Origin of the sequence: Mycobacterium sp., assembly GCF_035499775.1 — a bacterium.
Lineage (GTDB): Bacteria > Actinomycetota > Actinomycetes > Mycobacteriales > Mycobacteriaceae > Mycobacterium.
Genome location: NZ_DATJYB010000015.1, coordinates 13,420 through 35,556 on the forward strand (window position 1 = coordinate 13,420; position 22,137 = coordinate 35,556).

At 67.6% G+C, this 22,137-nt stretch carries 18 protein-coding genes and 1 pseudogene; 7 read left to right on the top strand and 12 right to left on the bottom strand.

Going from position 1 to position 22,137, the window contains the following annotated elements:
- Positions 1–19 precede the first annotated feature (19 nt).
- A complete protein-coding gene (locus VML93_RS00705; protein ID WP_325606627.1) occupies positions 20–727 on the top strand; it encodes a siderophore-interacting protein in 708 nt (235 codons plus the stop codon).
- Between the two features lie 16 nt (positions 728–743).
- Here VML93_RS00705 and VML93_RS38455 read toward each other — a convergent pair.
- The 7 genes and pseudogenes from VML93_RS38455 to VML93_RS00740 all read right to left on the bottom strand — a co-directional run.
- Positions 744–1,190, bottom strand: a pseudogene (locus VML93_RS38455) (SBBP repeat-containing protein); the annotation flags it as partial.
- 613 nt (positions 1,191–1,803) lie between these two features.
- Positions 1,804–2,976 carry a PPE family protein gene (locus VML93_RS00715; protein WP_325606629.1) on the bottom strand — a complete coding sequence of 391 codons (1,173 nt, stop codon included), beginning with the start codon at positions 2,974–2,976 and terminating at the stop codon, positions 1,804–1,806.
- 264 nt (positions 2,977–3,240) lie between these two features.
- Positions 3,241–3,840, bottom strand: coding sequence for a helix-turn-helix domain-containing protein (locus tag VML93_RS00720; RefSeq protein ID WP_325606632.1), 600 nt, complete (start codon positions 3,838–3,840; stop codon positions 3,241–3,243).
- Positions 3,840–5,081, bottom strand: a complete 1,242-nt coding sequence (locus VML93_RS00725) for a cytochrome P450 (RefSeq protein WP_325606635.1) — start codon at positions 5,079–5,081, stop codon at positions 3,840–3,842. Before VML93_RS00725 ends, VML93_RS00720 begins: the two co-directional genes overlap by 1 nt.
- Positions 5,082–5,138: 57 nt before the next feature.
- Positions 5,139–5,609 carry a hypothetical protein gene (locus VML93_RS00730; protein ID WP_325606637.1) on the bottom strand — a complete coding sequence of 157 codons (471 nt, stop codon included), beginning with the start codon at positions 5,607–5,609 and terminating at the stop codon, positions 5,139–5,141.
- 65 nt (positions 5,610–5,674) lie between these two features.
- A complete protein-coding gene (locus tag VML93_RS00735; RefSeq protein WP_325606662.1) occupies positions 5,675–6,994 on the bottom strand; it encodes an FAD-binding oxidoreductase in 1,320 nt (439 codons plus the stop codon).
- A gap of 51 nt (positions 6,995–7,045) precedes the next feature.
- Positions 7,046–8,293, bottom strand: a complete 1,248-nt coding sequence (locus VML93_RS00740; protein ID WP_325606639.1) for an MFS transporter — start codon at positions 8,291–8,293, stop codon at positions 7,046–7,048.
- A gap of 83 nt (positions 8,294–8,376) precedes the next feature.
- Between VML93_RS00740 and VML93_RS00745 the strand changes: the two genes are divergently transcribed.
- The 3 genes from VML93_RS00745 (at position 8,377) to VML93_RS00755 (ending at position 11,532) form a co-directional block, all read left to right on the top strand.
- On the top strand, positions 8,377–9,213 hold the full coding sequence (locus tag VML93_RS00745) for a uracil-DNA glycosylase (RefSeq protein WP_325606641.1): 837 nt from the start codon (positions 8,377–8,379) through the stop codon (positions 9,211–9,213).
- Complete coding sequence (locus VML93_RS00750; RefSeq protein ID WP_325606642.1) at positions 9,206–10,333, top strand: FAD-binding protein; 1,128 nt, start codon at positions 9,206–9,208, stop codon at positions 10,331–10,333. The genes VML93_RS00745 and VML93_RS00750 overlap by 8 nt, the downstream gene beginning before the upstream one ends.
- A 167-nt stretch (positions 10,334–10,500) precedes the next feature.
- On the top strand, positions 10,501–11,532 hold the full coding sequence (locus tag VML93_RS00755; protein ID WP_325606644.1) for an LLM class flavin-dependent oxidoreductase: 1,032 nt from the start codon (positions 10,501–10,503) through the stop codon (positions 11,530–11,532).
- On the opposite strand, the gene VML93_RS00760 is transcribed toward VML93_RS00755, so the two are convergent.
- The 3 genes from VML93_RS00760 to VML93_RS00770 all read right to left on the bottom strand — a co-directional run bounded on the left by VML93_RS00760 (position 11,477) and on the right by VML93_RS00770 (position 16,490).
- Entirely contained in the window at positions 11,477–15,475 is a 3,999-nt protein-coding gene (locus VML93_RS00760) for a bifunctional diguanylate cyclase/phosphodiesterase (RefSeq protein WP_325606646.1), read from the bottom strand. The two genes, VML93_RS00755 and VML93_RS00760, sit on opposite strands and share 56 nt — an antisense overlap.
- A 126-nt stretch (positions 15,476–15,601) precedes the next feature.
- Entirely contained in the window at positions 15,602–16,051 is a 450-nt protein-coding gene (locus VML93_RS00765; RefSeq protein ID WP_325606648.1) for a nitroreductase family deazaflavin-dependent oxidoreductase, read from the bottom strand.
- Positions 16,052–16,061: 10 nt separating this feature from the next.
- Positions 16,062–16,490, bottom strand: a complete 429-nt coding sequence (locus VML93_RS00770; RefSeq protein ID WP_325606650.1) for an HIT family protein — start codon at positions 16,488–16,490, stop codon at positions 16,062–16,064.
- Positions 16,491–16,568: 78 nt separating this feature from the next.
- Here VML93_RS00770 and VML93_RS00775 point away from each other — a divergent pair, with 78 nt between their 5' ends.
- Positions 16,569–17,957 (top strand): amidase, encoded by a 1,389-nt coding sequence (locus VML93_RS00775; protein ID WP_325606652.1) that lies wholly within the window; start codon positions 16,569–16,571, stop codon positions 17,955–17,957.
- On the opposite strand, the gene VML93_RS00780 is transcribed toward VML93_RS00775, so the two are convergent.
- Positions 17,952–18,443 (bottom strand): DNA-deoxyinosine glycosylase, encoded by a 492-nt coding sequence (locus tag VML93_RS00780; protein ID WP_325606654.1) that lies wholly within the window; start codon positions 18,441–18,443, stop codon positions 17,952–17,954. The two genes, VML93_RS00775 and VML93_RS00780, sit on opposite strands and share 6 nt — an antisense overlap.
- A gap of 24 nt (positions 18,444–18,467) precedes the next feature.
- Here VML93_RS00780 and VML93_RS00785 point away from each other — a divergent pair, with 24 nt between their 5' ends.
- Positions 18,468–19,589: an adenylate/guanylate cyclase domain-containing protein gene (locus VML93_RS00785; protein ID WP_325606656.1), complete on the top strand. Its 1,122-nt coding sequence runs from the start codon at positions 18,468–18,470 to the stop codon at positions 19,587–19,589.
- Positions 19,590–19,766: 177 nt separating this feature from the next.
- Positions 19,767–20,339, top strand: a complete 573-nt coding sequence (locus tag VML93_RS00790; RefSeq protein ID WP_325606658.1) for a hypothetical protein — start codon at positions 19,767–19,769, stop codon at positions 20,337–20,339.
- Positions 20,340–20,390: 51 nt separating this feature from the next.
- Here the strand turns inward: VML93_RS00790 and VML93_RS00795 are convergent.
- A partial coding sequence (locus VML93_RS00795; RefSeq protein WP_325606660.1) for a serine/threonine-protein kinase PknH/PknJ occupies positions 20,391–22,137 on the bottom strand: 1,747 nt, incomplete at its 5' end.

Here is a 22,137-nt window from a genome sequence, read left to right on the forward strand (position 1 = left end):
ATGGAGGGTGTCAGGACATATGACCGAACTTAAGCCGTCGCGGGGTTGGCAGGGCGCGGTGCTCAAGCTGATGCGGGCCGGGGACTACGAACTCACCGTGATCGGGCGTCGCGAGATCAGCCCGAATTACCTGAGGCTGAGCTTCGACGCCGGCGGCATGCTGGCCGAGCACTCCGTGCACCCGACGATGTGGATCCGGATCTGGTTCGCCCACGGACACCAGCGCGGTTACACGCTGGTCGACCCGGATCCCGAGGCCGACACCTTCGACATCGAGTTCGCCCTGCACGAAGGCTGCGCGTCGGACTGGGCGAAGACCGCACAACCCGGCGACACCGTCGAGGCGACCGTGCTGGGCAGCAAGTTCGCCATCCCCGACCCGGCCCCCGACGGCTACGTCATCGTCGGCGACACCGCGTCGCTGCCGGCGATCAACTCGCTGCTCGAGGCGATCGGCGACGCCCCGGCCCGTGTCTTCCTGGAGGCGTGCTGCGACGACGACAGGTGCCTCCCGGTGGCGCGGCCCGATGTCGTGACCTGGGTGGACCACGAAGACGGCTCCGACTCGCTGCTCGAGGCGGTGCGCTCGGCGGCGTTCGACGCGGCCGACCACTTCGGCTGGGTCGCCTGCAACACGCGCACCACCCGGTCGGTCGCCAAGGTGCTGCGTGAGGACTTCGGCATCCCGAAGAAATCCATTAAGGCGCAAGCCTATTGGGTCGCCTGAGCAGTCATTTAACCGGCAGCTTCAGCACCCGGCCCCCGGTTCCCACGTCGGTCACGTAGACGTTGCCGGAGCCGTCCACTGCCACACCGTGCGGATTCTTCACGGTGAATGGCAGCACTACCTGGGTGGTGGACCCTGCGGCGAGCTTCAAAACCCTGTTGTTCTCCGAGTCGACGACATAGACGGCGCCGGCGCTGTCGACCGCCACACCGTGCGGGTTGTTGAGACCGGTGAACGGCAGCACGCGTTGGTCGGAGGACCCCTGGGGCAGCTCGACCACCCGATTGTTCTGGTTGTCGACGACATAGACGTTGCCGGCCCCGTCGACCGCCACCCGCTCGGGGTTGCTGAGCCCGGTGAACGGCAGCACGGTCGAGGCGAACGAGCCCGCCGCCAGCTTGAACACCCGATTGGCCATGGAATCGCTGACGTACACGTTGCCCGCGGCATCAACAGCCAGCCCGACCCATACCACCGCGGAGTCAACGTTCGCGCTGAAGCCGGTGAAGGGCAGCTCGGTCGCGGCCGCTGCCCCCGCCGCCAGCTTGAGCACCCTCCCTGCGTTGGATCCGTTGATGCCGGCGGCGTAGACGGCACCGCTGCCGTCCACCGCCACACCGTGCCAAATGAACGTGCCCGGGAACGGCAGGACGGTCTGGGTTGACGAGCCCGCCGCCAGCTTCAACACCGTTTGGTCGGCGACGTAGAGGTTGCCGCTGCTGTCCACCGCCACAGCCTCGGGAGTGTGCACGTTGGTGAACGGCAGCACCACCTGAGCGCCATAGGACCGTTCCGATGACGTCGGGGACGACGGGGATGTCGGCGATGACCCGGACGACCCATGATCAGCACCGCCGCAGGCCGACGCGACCACCGCGACAACCGCAACCACGCTTCCGACGGCGGCACTTATTGAGCGTCGACTGCCCCCGACCATCTATTCCTCCCGACAGGTGGAAAACTTGCCCGAAGCCTAAAACCCTAGAGGCTGCAAGGCCGCGGCGCGGGTGAAACGCCGCACGGCCGGGTCGCCGGCAACACCCTTAAGGCGCAAGCCTATTCGGTCGCCCGTGCCGTCACGGCGCTTTGACTGGCTGCGGTTCGGGCGCCGGAGCTTCCATCCTGACCCGCTCTGCGGCGCGCTCCTCGGCGGCTGGTGCCTGCGGTGGTGCCTGGACCGCCGCTGACGGAGCCGCGGCCGCCGAGCCCGACGACTTGATCGGGACTGCGGCCGGCGGTCGCACCGCCTCCTCCGGTTCGGCCGCCACAGCCGGCTCGGGTACCGCGATGGCCGGCGCGGGTGCCGCCGGCGCGGGTGCGGAAGCGGTCCCACCGGACGCTCCGGCCGCGGCCGACGAGTACATCATTGTCTGCATGGCTACCGAGCCCGCCATGGATGCCAGACCCGACAAGGGTGGCCCGCCCGGGGTAGTTGGGGCATGCGCAACAGGCACGGATGCCGCTGGCGCCGCAGCCGCGGCGGGTTGCGCCACATCCTGAACGGGCGCTCCGGCGCCCGCAGCTGACATCGGGGCCAGCAGGCTGGCCGACCCCACCGCGGCCACCGCCGCGCCCGACGCCACCGCGCCCGGTGAGGCCATCGCGCCCGGGCTTGGCGACTGTGCCCCCGTCGGCGCGGCGGTCGTCGGCGTTGCCCCGGACGACGCCGCACCCCCGGATGACGCCGCACCCCGGGATGACATTGCGGCGCCCGCCAGTGCGGGCAGGCTCTGCATCAGCTGCGACAGGGGTGCCAGTTGCGACCAGGCCGCCGAGGCGCCGGCGTGATAGCCGGTCATCGCGCCCACGTCCTGGGCCCACATCTCGGCGTACTCCATCTCTTTCTGCGCGATCGCAGGAAAGTTCAGCCCGAAGAAATTCGCGTTTGCCAGCGCGTTGGTGACAGCACGATTGATGGATACCGCCATCGGGGGCACGGTGGCCCCCAACGCCGCCTCGAAAGCGGTGACCACGGCCATCGCCTGGCTGGCGGCCGCTTCGGACTGGGTCGCCGCCGCGGTCAGCCAGGCGGCATACGGCGCGGCCGCCTGCGCCATCGCCTGTGCCGCCGCGCCCTGCCACGCCTGACTCGCCAGGCCAGAGGTCACCGACGAGAAGGAGGACGCGGCCGTCCGCAATTCATTGGCCAACCCGTTCCAGGCCGCCGCGGCATCGAGCATCGGTCCCGATCCAGCGCCCATGCGCATGAGTGCCGAAATGATTTCCGGAGGTTGCATCGGGAAACTCATTGCCGATCCTTCCGTCGGGAGCGTGAACTCAGGCGCTCAGGTGCCAGATGGCGCCGCAACGGACCGTCGTGCCAGCCCCAGCCGAGACCGCCCGCATCGATTCCCAGGTGTGGTCATGTCGAGTATCACCTCGTTGAGCCCTAACATATCGTTCCCCGACCCACTGAGGTTAGCAAATCCCGCGAAAATGACGCGATCACAACCAATCGGCGCCTTCAGCTGGCTTGGATGTCGGGTAGCCCGGCCAGAATTGGCTTCAACGTACTATTGACAGCGGCCTCGATGGGTCCTAACGGCGATCGGCGTCATGATCGGGACGACGAATTCGTCGATCATCGCGCGCTCGTCGGCTTCGTCCTGGCCGGGGAACATCAGCAGCGAGATGATCACCCGCACCGCCCAGCGGGCCCGTCGTTCGACGACGGCAGGATCGTCAGGACCCAGCGAGTTCAAGAACCCCGCGGCAAGCGCGGTGATCACCTCGGACTGTCCGGCCAGCTCGCCGCCGATCGGCAAACGGGTCGAGCCGAACCAGGCCGCCAGGGCGGGGCTCTCGCGAACCATCCGCAAGGTGGCGGTGACGCTGGCGATCAGCCGTTCGTGCGGGTCCTCGATGCTGTCGATCTGCTGCATGATCCGGCGACCGAGCCGGTGCGTCTCGCGGTGCACGTAGGCGGTGCGCAGTGCCTCCCGGCTTTCGAAGTACCGATACAGCGTGGCCCGGGAACAGCCTGCGGCCCTGGCGATTTCGTTCATTCCGACGGAAGTGGGATCCTGCTCGGTGAACAGCTGCTCGGCGGCGTCGAGGATCCGGTCTGCGGCTACCTCGGTGCGGCGTTCGGCCAGCCAGTCTCCGCTTGCCATCAAGACTTCACTCGCAACGGCACCGACAACGGGCGCCGAACATAGCTGCCGCCAGACCACACGATGCCCGGCACGTCGATCGCGAAGTCCGGGCACCGCGTCAGCAGTTCGCTCAGTGCGACCCGGGATTGCATCCGGGCCGCGGCCGCGCCCAGGCAATGGTGGGCGCCGTGGCTGAAGGTCAGGATGTTGCGCGGGCACCGGGTCACGTCGAGTTCGCCTGCGTCGGGCCCGTATTGGCGTTCGTCGCGGTTGGCCGACCCGTACAGCAGCAGCACCCGGCGGCCGGCGGGGATGGTGGTGTCTTCGATCGTCACGTCACGGGTGACCGTGCGGGCCAGGTTCTGCGCCGGCGAGGTCAGCCGCAGCAGTTCGTCTACCGCTTCGGGAATGCGTTCCGGGTTTTCCGCCAGCAGCCTGCGTTGGTCGGGCCGCTCGTGCAGCAACGGCATCGAGCCGCCCAGCATGCCGGTGACGGTGTCGTTGCCGCCGGTGACCATGGTGAACGTGAAACCCAGGATCGACAGGATGCCGGCGATATCGCCGTCCGCACCGACCCCGGCAGCGACCAGGTGCGAAATCGTGTCGTCCTCGGGTTCGGACCGACGCCGTTCGATCAGCGCGGTGAAGTAGGCCATCATCGTCCCGACCGCGTCGCCGACTGTTTCCAGCGCACTGGCGATGCCGCCGTCTGCCGTGTTGGCCGCGACGATGGCCTGGGTCCAGCCGTCGAATTGGGCCCAATCCTCTTCGGGCACACCGAGATAGTGCGCAACCACCATCGACGGCAGCGGTTTGAACAGCTCGGTGACGATGTCGCCCCCGCCGTTGGCACGCAGCTTCTCGATGCGCTCGACGACGAACTCGCGGACCTTGGGCTCCACCGCCTCGACCTGGCGTGGGGTGAAGCCGCGCGACACCAGCTTGCGGAACTCGGTGTGCACCGGCGGATCCTGCATCACCATCGGCGGGTTGTCCCGCAGCCCGATCATGTCCAGATCGCCGTAGTTGACCGTCAGACCCTGGGCCGACGAGAACGTCTGGTGGTCGCGGGCCGCCGACCATACATCGGCGTGCCGGGACAGCACGTAGTAGTCGTCGTGGGGGTGTTTCGCGGGGACGACGTGGTGGACCGGGTCGTGGTCGCGCAGCGCGCGGTACATCGGCCAGGGATTCGCCCAGGTTTCGGCTGTGGCGAGCTGGAACTTGACCGGAGTGTCGTGAGACAAAGTTACCGACATGTCTTATTCATACGACAGGCATCGCATGGTGTCAACGGTCGCGGCGTCGACCGATACCTACGATCCGTAGATCCCGTTGTCCGGCGGCGAGTCCGCGAAGCCGGCAGTTGACGCTCTGAAGCGCCGTCGGACGAGCAGCGCAACTCCCACGACCGCCCCCACCCCTGAGGCGAACCCGACTCCGATGTAGTACAGCGGAAGCACCGAACCGTCCTTGATGGCAAAGGTGCCGCCCCCTTCGTGGGTGTAGTGGAGATGGACGTCGACGTCGTGACCGACGTCTCCGGAATTCGCGTACCGAATCTCGGTATTCGACCGATCCGGGTCGTTGACTCGGATTTCGATCGTCTGTCCCGGGTGTGACGGGTCGTCGATCGTGGCTGGTCTGGTGTCCGGCGGTACGCCCCAACACCTTTGGGTCTTGCCGCCGGAGCACCCACTGACCGTCATCCGACCGGGAACGCCGGAATGCTGCAGCTTCCATCCGACCGCCCCCAGGTAGGCCATCACAAGCGAGAGAAATGACAACGCCACGACGATGAGCCAGCCAGGGGCGCCACCACATCGTCGCCGCATCACCGGGCCGCCCCGCGTCAGATCCCGGAGCCGGGGTTCAGAATGCCCAGCGGATCCAGCGCCTGCTTGATCCGGTGGTTGAGGTCCATCACGTCGGGCCCGAGATAACCGGCCAGCCACGGCCGCTTCAATCGCCCGACGCCGTGTTCACCGGTGATCGTCCCGCCCAGACCGACGGCGAGGTCCATGATTTCGCCGAACGCGAGATGGGCGCGCTCGGCCATGTCGGCATCGGCGGGGTCGTAGACGATCAGCGGATGGGTGTTGCCGTCGCCGGCGTGCGCGATCACCGAGATCATCAGGTCGCGCTCGGCGGCAATCTCGGCAATCCCCGTCACCAGCCGGCCCAGCGCCGGCAGCGGCACCCCGACGTCTTCCAGCAGCAGTGATCCCTTGCTTTCCACCGCGGGGATGCAGAACCGCCGGGCCGCCACGAATGCCTCGCCCTCGTCCGGGTCGTCGGTCGAAAACACTTCTGTCGCACCGTTTTCCGCGAATATCGCGGCCATCAGCTCGGCGTCGGCGGCCCCCGCACCTCCCCTTTCATCGGAGCCGGCCACCAGCATGGCGGCCGCAGAGCGGTCCAGGTCCATCCGCAGCGTGTCCTCGACGGCGTTGATCGCCACCGAATCCATGAACTCGAGCATGGCGGGGCGCAGGCGCGCGGCCACCCCCAGCACCGCGTCGACCGCCGCCTTGACCGACGCGAAGCTGGCCACCACGACGCTCGAGGCGTTCTGCGCCGGCAGTAGTCGCAGTGTCACCTCGGTGATGACGCCCAGCGTGCCCTCGCTTCCCACGAACAGCTTGGTAAGTGACAATCCTGCAACATCTTTCAGCCTCGGGCCGCCCAACCGCACCGCGGTGCCGTCGGCCAGCACCACCTGCATGCCCAGCACGTAGTCGGTGGTGACGCCGTATTTCACGCAGCACAGGCCGCCGGCGTTGGTGGCGATGTTTCCGCCGATGCTGCAGATCTCGAACGACGACGGGTCGGGCGGATACCACAGGCCGTGCTCCGCCGCGGCCTTCTTCACCTCCGCGTTGAACAGCCCGGGCTGGCACACCGCGGTGCGGGTCACCGGGTCGACGGTGATCTCGCGCATCTTTTCCGTCGACAGCACGATCCCGTCGTCCAGCGCGGTGGCCCCGCCGGACAGCCCGCTGCCGGCTCCCCGGGTGACCACCGGCACCCGGTTCGCCGAAGCCCAGCGCAGGACCGTCTGTACCTCTTCGGTACGCCGCGGCCGGACCACCGCCAGCGGCTTGCCGGCCGAGGGGTCCAGCGCGCGGTCTTGCCGGTAGCCCTCGGTCACGGTGGGGTCGGTGACCACCATCCCGTCGGGCAGCTCAGCGACCAGGCTGTCGAGTGCACTCACGGACCGAGTTTACGGCTCGGGAGTGACGGCGAACTCCGGCGTACGATCCAGTTCGCGCAGCGACGGCAGCCGGATGCAGACCAGTCCGGTCATCAGGATCGGCAGCGCCAACGCAAAAAACGTCACGTGCAGTCCGGCCGCGTCGGTCAGCGGCCCGGCCAGCAGCAACCCCAGCGGTCCGGCGGCAAACGCCAGCGATGTCATCACCCCGGTGACCCGGCCACGCAGCTGGTGCGGCGCCCGGGTCTGCACGACGTATGCGTAGATCGGCTGGATCGGCCCGTAGACCAGGCCGACCACCGCACACATCACCAGGATGACCGGCAATGGCGGCAACAGTGCGATGACCATCGTCGCCGCGCCGAAGGTCAGCACCGCGGTCAGCATGATCACCCGCCGGCTCCCGTACTTGGACAGCGCCGCGTAACCCAGCGCCCCCACCAGGCCGCCGATGGACAGCGCCATCAACGAATAGCCCAGCTGCTTGGGCTGGTTGTGGTCGGTGAAGTACTTCGGGAACAGCACGCTCTCCATCGGCAGGTACAGCGCGGTGACGACCAGGTCGATCATGGCGAGCGTGCGCAGCACCCGCAGGCTCCAGACGAACCGCAGCCCCTCGGAGATTCCGGACTTCAGCCCTTCGGGCCGGGTCGCGTGATGCGGCTTGCCGGCGCCCTCCAGTCGTAAGACCGCCATCGCGAGCAGCGACAGCCCGAACGCGCCCGCGGTGATCCACATGGTGGTGATGCCGCCGACTTCGGCGATCATCAGACCGCCCAGACCCGGGCCCACCACGAACGCCAGGTTCAGGATCGCCTCGTAGCTGCTGTTGGTGCGGTCCAGCGACCAGCCGGCGCGGGCGGCGGCCTCGGGCAGCATCGACTGGCGTGCCGTCATCCCGGCCGGATCGAACGTGGCCGACAACGCGCCCAGAATCGCCAGTGCCACAACGTTGACCGCACCCGCGCCGAGCGTCCACGCCACCAGCGGAACCCCGGCCACCGCCGCGCCGGACAGCGCGTCGGCGACCATGGACACCCGGCGACGCCCGAAGTAGTCGACCGCGGTCCCGGCGATCAGCGTCGAGAACAGCAACGGCACCGTGATCGCGCCGGCCACGATCGACGCCTGGCCCGCGCTGCCCTGGCGCTGCAACACCAGCCACGGGAACGCGACCAGCGAGATGCCGTCACCCGCCGACGCCATCAACGTGCCGAACAGAATGAGGAGTGCTGGAATGCGGCTGCGATTTCTCATGGGATATCGCGGCTGAATTTAACTCGAAACCGGCGTCGGGAACCACCGAATTACCGGGTATTTCACGGCCGGTCGGCCAGTCCATGCAGGATGTTGGTGTGCTTCTCCATCCGAACACCGGGCAGGCGTTCGGTTCTCCGGTGGCTCCCGGCACCGGTTGGCCCGGCGATGCGGCCACGCCACAAACCCCGGTGGCCACCGACGCCGTCCAAGTCGTGACGCTGGCGGACGCGGCAAACTCGATACCCGAACTCGACGCGGCGAGCAGCGTGTGCCGGGCCTGCCCGCGGCTGGTCACCTGGCGCGAAGAGGTCGCCGTCGGCAAACGACGGGCCTTCGCCGACCAGCCCTATTGGGGACGTCCGGTGCCGGGCTGGGGATCGGAGCGGCCGCGGTTGCTGATCGTCGGGCTGGCGCCCGCCGCGCACGGCGCCAACCGGACCGGACGCATGTTCACCGGCGACCGCTCCGGCGACCAGCTTTACGCGGCGCTGCACCGGGCCGGTCTGGTGAACCAGCCGACCAGCGTCGACGCCGCAGACGGTCTGCGGGCCAGCCAGGTTCGCATCGTCGCGCCGGTGCGCTGCGCGCCCCCGGGCAACGCCCCGACGCCGGCCGAGCGGCTGACGTGCGCACCCTGGCTGGATTCAGAGTGGCGGCTGGTGTCGGCGCAAGTGCGGGTGATCGTGGCGCTGGGAGGTTTCGCCTGGCAGGTCGCGCTTCAGCTGCCGGGCGGTGCCCGCGCGACGCCCAAACCGCGCTTCGGTCACGGCGCCGTCGCCGAACTGTCGTCCGGCTTGCGCTTGCTCGGTTGCTACCACCCGAGTCAGCAGAACATGTTCACCGGTAGGTTGACTCCGGCGATGCTCGACGACATTTTCGGCGTCGCCAAAAAGATGGCAGGGATGGTTAGTGACTGAAGTTCTGGTTTCCGGCGCCAGTATCGCCGGGATGACCGCTGCATATTGGCTCACCCAGTACGGCTATTCGGTGACCGTTGTGGAGCGCTGCCCCGGGCTGCGGCGCGGCGGTCAGGCGATCGACGTGCGCGGTCCGGCGCTGACGGTGCTGGAACGCATGTTTTTGCGCGCCGCCGCCGACCATCTCAGGACGCGGATACGCGGCGCATCCGTCGTCGACCGCGACGGTAACGAGCTGTCCCAAGACACCGAATCGACGCCCAGCGGCGGCCTCATCGCCAGCCCCGACATCGAGCTGCTGCGCGACGACCTCATCGAATTGCTGTACGACGCAACTAAACTCAACGTCGAATACCTATTCGACGACACCATCGCCGCGCTGCAGGACGACGCCTTGGTCGATCCCAAGGTGGCGGTCACCTTCGAGCGGGCCGGCGCCCGCAACTTCGACCTGGTCATCGGGGCCGACGGGTTGCACTCCAACGTGCGCAGGCTGGTGTTCGGCGACGAGGAGCGATACATCGACAGGCTGGGCACCTTCGCCGCGATTTTCACGGTGCCCAACTTCCTGGATCTCGACTACTGGCAGACCTGGCACTACGGCGACTCCACCATGGCCGGTATCTACAGCGCGCGCGGCAACGCCGAGGCCCGGGCGATGCTGGGCTTCATGGAGCCCGACCTGCGGATCGACTACCGCGACACCGAGGCCCAGTTCGCCGAGCTGGAGCGGCGGATGGCCGACGACGGCTGGGTTCGCCCGCAGTTGCTGGAATACATGCGCTCGGCGGAGGATTTCTACTTCGACGAAATGTCGCAGATCAAGATGGACCACTGGTCGAAGGGCAGGGTGGCGCTGGTCGGCGATGCCGGATACTGCTGCTCGCCGCTGTCCGGCCAGGGGACCAGCGTCGCGCTGCTGGGCGCCTACTTCCTGGCGGGGGAGCTCAAGGCCGCCGGTGAGGACTACGAGAAGGGCTTTGCCAACTACCACGCCGAGTACGCCGACTACGTCAAGCGCAACCAATGGCTGGTCGTCGACAACATCCCGGGCGGGGCACCGATCCCGCAGGAGGTATTCGAACGGATCGTGAACTCGATCGAGCTCAAGGACTACTGAACGTCCGCTCGCCGTGTCGAGTGTGCCTCGCCAAACGGGTAACCCTTGCGAAAAACTGGCCTCAAAGTCAAGCGGTTGGTGCAACCAGTACACGCTCGGCGACCTTGTAGGACCGACGGCGAAGCTGTCTGGGGAACGTTCGCACCCCAAACAGCGTTGACGCGATCGTGCGTCTTTCCGTTCTTGATCTCGTCCCGGTGCGCACCGACCAGTCCACCACGGACGCGCTGGCGGCCACCGTCCAGCTCGCGCAGACCGCGGACCGGCTCGGTTTCACGCGCTACTGGCTCGCCGAACACCACAACATGCCGTCGGTCGGGGCAACCAGCCCGCCGGTGCTGATCGCCTACCTGGCCGCGCAGACCTCGCAGCTGCGGCTGGGATCGGGCGGCGTGATGCTGCCCAACCACGCGCCGCTGGCCGTCGCCGAGCAGTTCGCGCTGCTGGAAGCCGCCGCTCCGGGCCGCATCGACCTGGGCATCGGCCGGGCACCCGGATCCGACCCGGTGACTTCCTACGCCCTGCGCGGCAGCCGGGACGACGCGGACATCGAGAACTTCCCGGCCTATCTCGACGACGTCGCGGCGCTGATGAGCGCGCGCGGCGTGATCGTGCCCCTGCGCTCCGGCGACTATCGACTCAAAGCCACCCCCGCAGCGACCACCGAGCCGAAGCTGTGGCTGCTGGGCTCGTCGATGTACTCGGCGCATCTCGCCGCCGCCAAGGGTCTGCCCTACGTGTTCGCCCATCATTTCTCCGGCAAAGGAACCGAAGAGGCGCTCGAGGTGTACCGCTCCCGATTCCGGCCCAGCGACCTGGCCCCCGAACCCGTGACGTTCTTGACCGTCAACGCCGCGGTGGCCGAAACACGGGACGAGGCAACGGCATTGATACTGCCCAACCTGCAGACGATGGCGCGGCTGCGGACCGGGGAGCCGCTCGGGCCGGTGCCGCTCGTCGAAGAGGCCCGGGTCGCAAAACTGACCCCGCAGCAGCAGCACATCGTGGACAGCGGGCTCGAGCGGGCCGTCGTCGGCTCACCCGCGGAGGCCGCCGAGCAACTCAAAGCACTTGCCGAACGATTCGACGTCGACGAGGTGATGGTGCATCCGGTCGCGTCGGCGCACCGCGGCACCGATCCGGCTACCGCACCGGCCCGGGTCGCGACGCTGGAGCTTCTTTCGAAGGAGCTGTTCTAGCCGGCGCCTTGTCGTCGGCCTGACGCGGATCGGGTGTGTGGCTGGCCATCCAATGTTGCATGTCATGCGCGGGCAACGGCGGACTGTGCAGGAAGCCCTGCGTGATAGTGCAGCCGTAGCGCCGCACCGCGCTCAACGTCACCTCGTCTTCGACTCCCTCGGCGACCAGATCCGCTCCCAGGCTGCGTGCCAACGCGACCGTGGACCGCACGATGGCGACCGATCGCGGGTCGTGGGACAGACGCGCCACGAACACCCGGTCCAGTTTGAGCTCGTCGACCGAGACATCCTGCAGGCGGGCCAGTGACGACCATCCGGTGCCGTAGTCGTCCAGCGAGATGCGGACCCCGATGCGCTGCAGCGCGGCGACGGTATTACGTGACCGCACCGAGTCGACGAGGGTGCTTTCGGTGATCTCGATGATGAGCGCGTCGGCGGGCAGACCGTGGGTTCTGAGCAGCTGCTCGATTGTTCCCACCAGGTCGAGGTCGAGCAGATTCGTCGTCGAGAGATTCACCGCGACGGTCAGCGTGAGGCCCTGCTCGCGCCAGGACTGGATCTGTTCGAGGGCGAGGTTGACGGTGCGGTTGGCCACCTTGCGCATCAGCCCGGCGCGCTCGGCGGCGGGCAGGAATTCCTCGGGCAACAGCAGCCCGCGGCTGGGGTGGTGCCAGCGCAGCAGTGCCTCCACGCTGTGCACGCTGCCGTCGCTGGCGTTGATCTTGGGCTGGTAGTGACATGTCAGCTCGTCACCACCGTGTAGCGCGGTGCGCAATTCGTCGATGAGGTTGGGGTCGTTCTCGCGATACAGCTCAAAAGTCGGGTCGTACACGACGATCTTGCCGGTGGCGGACTTGGCGTGCGGAATGGCCGTCTCGGCGCGAGTCAGCAGCTCCTGCGGGTGGTCGCAATGGTCGGGATACAGCGCGATGGCGATGCGGGCATCGACTTGCACGGTCATCGGATCCAGCGCGATCGGTTCGCTCAGGGCCTCGAGCAGGCGGCCTGCCTGGGCGCGCGCGGCAATCAGGTCGGTCCTTTCGGCCAGCAGTATCGCGAATTCGTCATCACCGACCCGGGCGAGCAGATCCTCGCTACGCACATTGCCGGACAGACGACTCGCGATGCGGCACAACAGCTCGTCACGGAAGTGGTGACCGACCGAGTCGGTGATCTCTTGAAACTCACAGAGATCCAGCAACAGCAGTGCTCGGCGGGATGGCCCCCTGGCCACCAGCGAGGGGCCGGACCGCAGCGAGACGGTGGCCATCCCCGACACCTCGGTCAGGGCCGTCGCCAGTGAGCGCCGGTTGGGCAGTGCGGTCACCTCGTCGGTCATGGCGTGCTTGTGGCTTTCGGCCAAGATGCTGATGTCGCGGAAGGTCACCGCAAAGCGCGCGGCGACCGCGACCAGGCTCAACGCGGCGAGCGTCGTCGCAAGTCGTGAGTCGTTGACCAGCACGGCGACCGTCAGCGCCACAACCGTGCACGTCACCGGAGCCGCGTAAGAACCGAGCCCGCGTCTCGGCGAGGGTGCCACCGACGACCAAGGTGCCCAACTGGCCAGGGCTATCAGGAATGACGACGCGGGCCAGCAGGCATCGAGCAGGGTGCCGACGTGGTAGGAGTGGGACGCGGTTTCGAACAGATATGCCGTGTCGGTGATCGCGAACAGCATGAACCCGGCAACCAAAATGCCCCAGCGAGACTCGTGGCGCCAGCCCAGGATCGGCAGCATGCCCGCAGCCAAAGCCAACAGCACCAGATCGCCCCACGGGTAGACCAGGCCCACCAGCACGGTTGCCGGTGTGCGGGTCACTGCGGTGTGGATTGGTCCCGCCGCCAAAGCCACCGCTGCCGCGGCTATGGCCAACCCGCAGACCAGCGGATCGAGCCGGACCGAAACGGGCACCCGCTTCAGGCGGGTCCGCATGAGCAGCAGCAGTCCCGCGTACACAAGCGGATAGAAGATCAGGTAGAGCGGATCGGCGATCGACGGCGACTGACCAGGCGGCACCCATAGGGTGTAGACGACGTCGCCCATCGCCGAAAAGGCCATGCCGACCGCAATCAGGGTCCAGGCCATGCGATCGTGCGAGACCCGGTAGGCGCGAACGCCAATCAGCCCGGCGGCCAACAGATTCAGCGCCGGATACAGGTAGTCGGTGAAGAACACAGCATCACGGCCAGTCCCGACCACGAAGCTCGCCACGGTGTAGACCAGTACCCCGATCCCCAAGGTCGCCAAGGCGATCCGGATTCCCAACGGGGGCCACCGAATACCGTGGTGCGCGTCGTGCGGATGGTCCGGCGTCGAGGCTGCGACCTTCGTGAACAGCGCGCGCGGCGGCGCGGTGTCCTTGTCAAAGGTGCTCGTGGGCAACGATTTAACGGCCGACGCCGTCATCGACGGCAGTTCAGGCAGCGCATACGGCAACGGCAGATCGGGAACGAAACTGCGAATGCATTGGCCGCCTTCGCGTTTGGCGGCGTACATGGCCAGGTCGGCATGCCGGAGCAGCTCGTCGACGGTGCAGCCCGATGCGGAGGTGGCCACGGTGAATCCGATGCTCGGTCGGACCTCCAGCGGGACGCCGTCGATCACGATCGCCGCGCTGAACGACTCCAGCACGCGATGCGCCGCCGCCTGCGATTCTTCGACGGAACCTTCGATGAGCACCGCGAATTCGTCACCACCAAGGCGTGCGGCGGTGCCCGTTTCCCCCAGCGCGGTGGTGAGCCGCCCGGCGACCCGGACCAGCAGCTCGTCGCCGGCCGGATGCCCCAGGGCGTCGTTGACGGATTTGAAGTTGTCGAGATCCAGGCACAGCACCGCAATCGGTACGTCGTCGCCGCGCCGGTGGCCGACGGCTTGTTCCAGTCGATGCAGGAAGTGGGCCCGATTCGCCAGACCGGTCAGGCTGTCACGGAACGCTTCCTGGGCCACTTCGGACAACAGGCCCTGGTTCTCCACGAGCACGACGAGCTGTCGGACCAGCACCGCGCCGACCAGGATGCCGAGCGCGAGCAGCATCGGCCCGTGCTGCATGTGGCCCACCGCTGTGCCCAACCCGACCACGGCGGCCAGCAGCAGCGGCAGATACGGCAGCCACAACCGCGCGCGGGACATGATCTCGTCCGGCGATGCCACTGGCGGCGACTCCCTGACGCTGGACAGCGCCGACAGTGCCAACATCCCCAGTCCGGCTATTCGGGTCACGTCCACCACATCGCCGGCGTGATAGCTGCCGATTCCGGTCTGGAACACGATCAGGATGTCGGCAAGACCGATCGTCGTGATTCCGCCGGCTAGCAGGCCCAGGCTGCGCCGGCCGCCGGGACGGTCCCGCGACAGCACCAGGATCGCGATCGTCACGACGACGACGTCGGTGGAAATGTGTGCCAGGGTGGTGAGTCTCGAGCCGCTGTTCTCGCTGAACGATTTCGCGATAACGAATACCCACGAGACCACGAACAGCGAACTCGCCACGATGGCGCCGTCGAGTGCCGTTCGCCAGCGATGGCGCCGATTGTGACCGGGGATCAGCAGCAACGACGTGATCGCGCCAGCCGGGTACAGGAGCAGGACCATTTCGGCCGCCGCCGGGTGCGTGGCGTGATCGAGCGCGGGGCGCACGTCATAGACCGCCCAGATGACCTGCCCGACCGCCCAGCCCAGCAGGCCGATGGCCAACGCGAGCCATCCGACTCTGCGGCGCCCGACTGCGGCGCGAGCCGCCCGAGCAGCACACCCCGCCGTGAACCCGAGACTTAGCACCGACACGAAGTCGTCGACCGGCCGAATTGCATAGGGCCCCTGCCACGCCAACAGCGACGAAGCCGCGACCAGGGCCGCCGCCACGAAATATCCGCCGACGACGGCGCAGCTCACGCCCATCGTCAGCCCGGAGAACGGGCACGGCAATCCCGTCCAGCGTTTCATTCCTCGTTCCAGGCCCCACTCCGCTCGCACACACAACTATGCGGTGAGGCACCAGGGAGCTTCACCGCGCGCTTTTAGCAGGATAAACCGCGACGTCGACTAAGGCTTGACTAGTTGGTGCTGCCGTTACATCGGAGTCAACGCGAAGATCGGGATCGGTCGTGACGTGCGGGTTTGGTAACCCTTGTACCGGTTCCCGTTGTTCTTGTTCACGATCTCCCAGAGCCTTGAGTAGTCGGGATCGTCGGGCGTGATCTTCCGCGCGGTCACCGGGAATCGCTTGGGGCCGACATTGATGTCGGTTTCGGGGTGTTTGCGCAGGTTGTGATACCAGCCCGGGTATTTCTCGTCGCCGCCGTTGGACGCGACGATCAGGTACGAATCGCCGTCTTTGGCGTAGGTCAGCGTGTTCGTGCGCGGTTGACCGGTCTTAGCGCCGGTCGTGTGCAGCAGCAGACTGCGCGGCATCCCCGGTACCTGATGTCCGATCCGGCCGTCAGTCTTCTGGTAGACCATGTCGTGGAACCGCAGCATCGGGAATAGCACCAGTCGATTGATCAACGTCGCATTGCTCATGACCCCAGTCTTACTGGCTGGTGTCGATCCGTGCCAGTGCGTCCCGCAGGATCCGGGCGGTGGCCTCGCGGTCCGGGTCACGGCGCAGCACCATCCCCTTGGCCACCGCCAGCTTGTCGCCGTTGCGTCGGGGTAGCACGTGCAGGTGGATGTGGAAGACCGTCTGGAAGGCGGCCGGGCCGTCGTTGATCCCGACGTTGGTCGCGTCGGCCAATTCCGTGGCGCGCGCCGCGCGCGCGATCCGCTGTCCGACCGCCATCATGCCGGCCAGCGTCTCCGGCGGGGTGTCGGTGAGGTCGACGGTGTGGCGCTTCGGCATCACCAGGGTGTGGCCGCGGGTGAACGGGCGGATGTCGAGGACTGCCAGGTAATCGTCGTCTTCGTGGATCCGGATGGCCGGAGCTTCCCCGGCGACGATGGCACAGAACACGCAGGACATGACGCACCACAGTACTGGGCACGGGCGGGTGCGAGACCGGCCCGGGGAGCGCCTAGGCGAGCGGGATACGCTGCCGCAGTGGACGCTAGCGATCTCGCCTTCGCGGGCGCGGCCGCCCAAGCACGAATGCTGGCTGACGGCGAGCTGACCGCACCCGAACTGCTCGAGGTCTACTTGGCGCGGATTGCGCGTCTGGACAGCGAACTTCGCTCTTATCGCACGGTGCTTCTCGACAGTGCGCGCGACGAGGCATACGTGGCGCAGGACCGGCTGGACGCCGGTGAGCGGCTGCCGCTGCTCGGCGTGCCGATCGCGATCAAGGACGATGTCGACGTCGCCGGTGAGGTGACCACTTTCGGCGGCGGCGGCCACCGTCCGGCAGTGACTGCCGACGCGGACGTGGTGCGTCGGCTGCGTGCGGCCGGCGCGGTCATCATCGGCAAAACCAACGTGCCCGAGCTGATGATTTTTCCCTTCACCGAATCGCTGACGTTCGGAGCTACCCGAAACCCATGGAACCCGCGGCGCACTCCGGGCGGCAGCAGTGGCGGCAGCGCCGCCGCGGTGGCCGCCGGGCTGGCCCCGTTGGCACTGGGTTCCGATGGCGGCGGCTCGATTCGCATCCCGTCGAGCTGGTGCGGGCTGTTCGGGCTGAAGCCGCAGCGCGACCGGGTCTCGCTGGAGCCGCACGACGATGCGTGGTACGGACTGAGCGTCAACGGCCCGATCGCGCGGTCGGTGCTGGACGCGGCGTTGTTCCTCGATGCCACCAGCACGGTGCCCGGTCCCGAGGGCGAGTTCGTCGCCGCGGCGACGCGCGTTCCGGGCAAGCTGCGAATTGCCTTGAGCACCAAGGTCCCGACGCTGCCCGTGCGGGTTGGGGCCGAGGAGCTGGCGGCCGTCGAGGCGGCGGGCACGTTGCTTCGCGACCTGGGTCACGACGTGGTCGTCCGCGACCCCGAGTACCCACTGCAGTCGATGTACGCGCACTTTCTGCCCCGCTACCTGCGCGGTATCAGCGACGACGCCGACGCGCAGGCCCACCCGGAACGCCTCGAAGCGCGCACCCGCGCCATCGCCCGCCTGGGTTCGTTCTTCTCGGACCGGCGTATAGAGGCTGTCCGCGCCGCCGAGGAGCGGGTGAGCAGCCGGATCCAGTCGATCTTCAACGACGTCGACGTCGTCGTCACACCAGGCACCGCGAACGGCCCGTCGCGCATCGGCGCTTACCAGCATCGTGGCGCGGTGTCGACGCTGCTGCTGGTGGCGCAGCGGGTTCCGTACTTCCCGGTCTGGAATCTGACCGGCCAGCCCGCCGCGGTCGTGCCGTGGGACCTCGACGCCGAGGGCCTGCCGATCGCGATCCAGCTCGTCGGCCGCCCTTACGACGAGGCGACGCTGCTGTCGCTGTCCGCGCAGATCGAAGCCGCCCGGCCGTGGGCGCACCGCCGGCCGCCGGTCTCATGACTGGGCGATCACCCGCCAGGCGGCCAACTTCTCGCCGGGCTTGACGGCATGTGCCGGGCTGGTCGACGGCAGCCGCTGGTAGTCGAGCGCCGGCCGGTCTGCCAACCTGGCGAACAGCGTCGCCGCCTTGGCGCCGTTGAAATAGACCCGGGTGATGCCCGGGTATTGGGTGAACAGCTCGGCAAACTTGTTCACGGCCAAGCTCTTCGGGTCGATCGCGGAGTCCGCGCTGCCGGCGCGGCGGCACTGGCGCAGCACATCCCACAGCGCGATCCGGTGGGATTGCAGTGCCGCCAACCGCTCGTCGTAGGGCGCCGTCGCGGCGAAGCCGAATAGCTGACCGGTGATGTGCCAGAACGCATTTCGGGGATTCGCGTAATACTGTCCTGCCGCCAGCGACAGCGCGCTGGGAAAGGAACCCAGGATCAGCACCCGGGCGCGGTCGTCGATCACCGGCGGGAATCCCTGCAGCATTGGAGCGGGCATAGCCTCTCGTTATACGTTGACCTCGTGGCCGATCAAGTGGACGAGGATCTGCTCGCCGGACTCGAGGGACCCGCGCGCGCTGAGCGGGCCGAGCTCTTGGCGTGGCTGTTCGAGCAGGGGATCACTGCCGATGAGGTCCGTACCGCCAACCCGCCGCTGCTACTGGCCACCCGGCATCTCATCGGCGACGACGGCACCTATGTGTCCACCCGCGAGATCAGCGAGTCCCACGGCATTGACCTCGACCTGCTGCAGCGGGTGCAACGCGCCATCGGATTGGCCAGGGTGGATGACCCCGACGCGGTCGTGCACATGCGCGCCGACGGCGAGGCCGCGGCGTACGCCCAGCGGTTCGTCGAGATGGGGCTCGATTCCGACCAGGTCGTGAACGTGGTGCGGGTGCTGGCCGATGGACTCTCGCATGCCGCCGAGGTCATGCGCTACACCGCGCTGTCGGCGATCATTCGTCCCAAAGTGACCGAATTGGAGATCGCTCAAAAGTCCCGGGCGTTGGTGAGCCAGATCGCGCCGTTGCTCGGCCCGATGATCCAAGAGCTGCTGTTCATGCAATTGCGGCATGCGATGGAGACCGAAGCGATCACCGCTGCGGAACGGGCCGCGGGCCAGCCGCTGCCGGGAGCGCGCGAGGTCAACGTCGCTTTCGCCGACCTGGTCGGCTTCACCAAGCTGGGTGAAGCGGTCTCGGCTGAAGAACTGGGCCACCTCGCCGGCCGGCTGGCACACCTCGCCCGCGATTTAACGGCGCCGCCGGTGCGGTTCATCAAGACGATCGGCGACGCGGTGATGTTCGTCTGTCCGGAACCGCTGCCGTTGTTGGACACCGTCTTGAAGCTCGTCGAGGTCGTCGACACCGACAACGACTTTCCCCGGCTGCGGGCCGGGGTTGCCGGAGGCATGGCGGTGAGCCGGGCCGGCGACTGGTTCGGCAATCCGGTGAACGTGGCCAGCCGGGTGACCGGGGTGGCGCGACCGGGGACTGTGCTGGTTGCGGAGTCGGTGTTCGATGTCGTCGGCGAGGACGCCGGATTCCACTGGTCGCCCGCAGGCGCACGTCACCTCAAGGGCATCAAGAACGACGTGCGGCTCTATCGGGTACGGCGAGGCTCGGGTCCCGACGACGCCTGAGCGACGGGCCAATCGAGACTGCGCTCAGGGTCACCCCGCGGCGGGATTTCGACGCCCTCACCGCAGGCTCGGCGCCCTGAGCGCAGGCTCGACGCGACGCCGCGCCCACACCCCACCACCGTTCGCTGAAGGTGAAAAGGCATTCCGTAATCACTGTAACGATGTAATCATGTAATCATGAAACACCACCACATGGACGGGCGTCGGTATGGACGCCCCGGGGGCTGGCAGCAAGCTCAGCAACCCGACGCCAGCGGCGCGGCCGATTGGTTCGCCGGCCGCATGCCCGAAGACTGGTTCGACGGCGATCCCGCGGTGGTCGTCGACCGTGAGGAAATCACCGTCATCGGCAAGTTGCCGGAAGCCGCCGGCTCCGGAAAAGAAGAGAGCGGCGATCATGCGGAAGGCCGAGTCTCGCGATTCCGCGAAAAAACCCGGCCGGAGCGGATGAACATCGCCGGTGAAGCGCAGGAACGCTACGGGCGCAACGTCTCCTGGGGCGTCGAGGTCGGTGGCGAGCGAATTCTGTTCACCCACCTCGCGGTACCGGTGATGACCCGCTTGAAGCAACCGGAACGCCAGGTGCTTGACACGCTGGTCGACGCCGGCGTCGCCCGGTCCCGAGCCGATGCTCTGGCCTGGTCGGTCAAGCTGGTCGGCGAGCACACCGAGGACTGGCTGGCCAAGCTACGCAACGCCATGTCGGCCGTCGACGACGTGCGTGCCGAGGGGCCCGACCTCCAGAGCTAATCCCGCCAATAGCACAGTGCCACTTGCACATTGGCGCTTATAGCGCTGTGGCTATTCGTTGTTGATCTTGTCGCTGATCTTGTCGGAGACCTGGCTCGCCTTGTCGTTGATCTGGTACGCGCACGCGTTGACGTCGACGATCACATTGTTGACCTGGCTCAGGGCTCGCTGGCACTGCCAGTCTTTGGCACCTTCCTGGGTGTTCACCAGCGTGATCCTCGGTGGACCGCCGCTGACGCTGGAAACCGCCCAACGAAAGGTCTTCCCCGAGTTCGTGACGGTTATCGTCTTGCCGGCGCAGCCTTTCCACGCGTCCTCTGACGTCTTCAGGAAGTCACTGGCCTTGTCGGCGGTCGGGAAGCTGACCACGGCTTGGTGCACAAAGTGCTGCATGCTGTCCCCGGACTCGTTGGACACCAACCCGTTCACGGCGCTGTAACCGCTGTTCGCATACGTCGGATCCTGGGTGGCATAGAGCACTCCCAGGCATGACGGCTGGGACAGCGTCAGCGAGGAGGCCTTCGACATCGTCGTGATGGGATCGCCGGGCGTCATGCTCGTCGCGCCCATGATCGAGTTGATTTCCGAGGCGCTCAGCAAAAGCGACGGGAGACGTTCCGCCGCGATGGGCTTGGGCGGCGGCTTGGGATCCGGGATCAGCAGGTAGACCGCCAAACCGCCGACGACGACAATCAGCACCCCGGCGACGGCGGCGATGATGGGCCAGGGGTTGCGGCCTTTGGCCGGTGGTTGGGCCTGATTCCAGGAGGGCGGGCCGCCGGGCTGATGCGGCGGGCCCGGTGGTTGGCCGGCCCAACTATTGCTGGCTTGGTAGTACTGGCCGCCGGGGACCGGCCCACTCGGGGTGGGAACCGGGCCGCTGTCGGGAGCCCACGCGGGCCTGGCCGGTGCCGGCCGCGGCAGCGGCCCGGAGCTGGCCGGACCGGGGTAGGGCGGTTGCTGCGGTGCGGGCCGCGGCAGGGGCCCGGAGCTGGCCGGACCGGGATAGTGCGGTTGTTGGACGGGTGTGGGTGGCGGTGGGGTGTAGGTCTGGCGGGGCGCCACAGTCGGAGGCACCACAGTCGGAGGCACCACAGTCGGAGGCACCGGAGTCTGAGGCACCACAGTCGGCGGCACCACGCGCGAATGCGCCCCCGGAGGGGGCGTAGTCGGGGGAGGCGCGACGCCGGTGCCCGCCAGGGTCGCCGGCGGGACCACCGTGGCGGCGCCGCCCGGAATGCTGGCTTCCCGGCTGCGGCGCACGATGTTGGCGGCGTGGTCTTGATCGGGGTCGCTGAGCGCTTCATGGGCGGCCAGCGCCAGGTCACCCGCGCTGGCGTAGCGGTCCTCGGGCTTTTTGGCCATGCCGCGCGCAATCACCGCATCCAGCGCCCTGGGGATCCCCGAGCGTTTGGCGCTGGCTTGCGGGATGGGGTCCATCAGGTGGGCGGTGACCAGCACGCTGGCACTGTCGGCCCGATAGGGCGCGGCTCCGGTCAGGGCCTCGTACAACACGCAGCCCAGCGCGTAGATGTCGGCACGGTAGGTGACCTCGTCGGTGGAAAACCGTTCGGGCGCCATGTATTTCCAGGTGCCCACCGCGGTGCCCAGTTGGGTGAGTTTCTCGTCGGTGGTCGCACTGGCGATCCCGAAGTCGACCAGGTAGGCGAAGTCGTCGCGGGTGACCAGGATGTTGGGCGGTTTGACGTCGCGGTGCATCACCCCGGCGGCGTGGGCGGCGTCCAGCGCCGAGGCGATCTGGGTGATGATGGCCACCGCCCGCGGCGGGGTCAGCGGC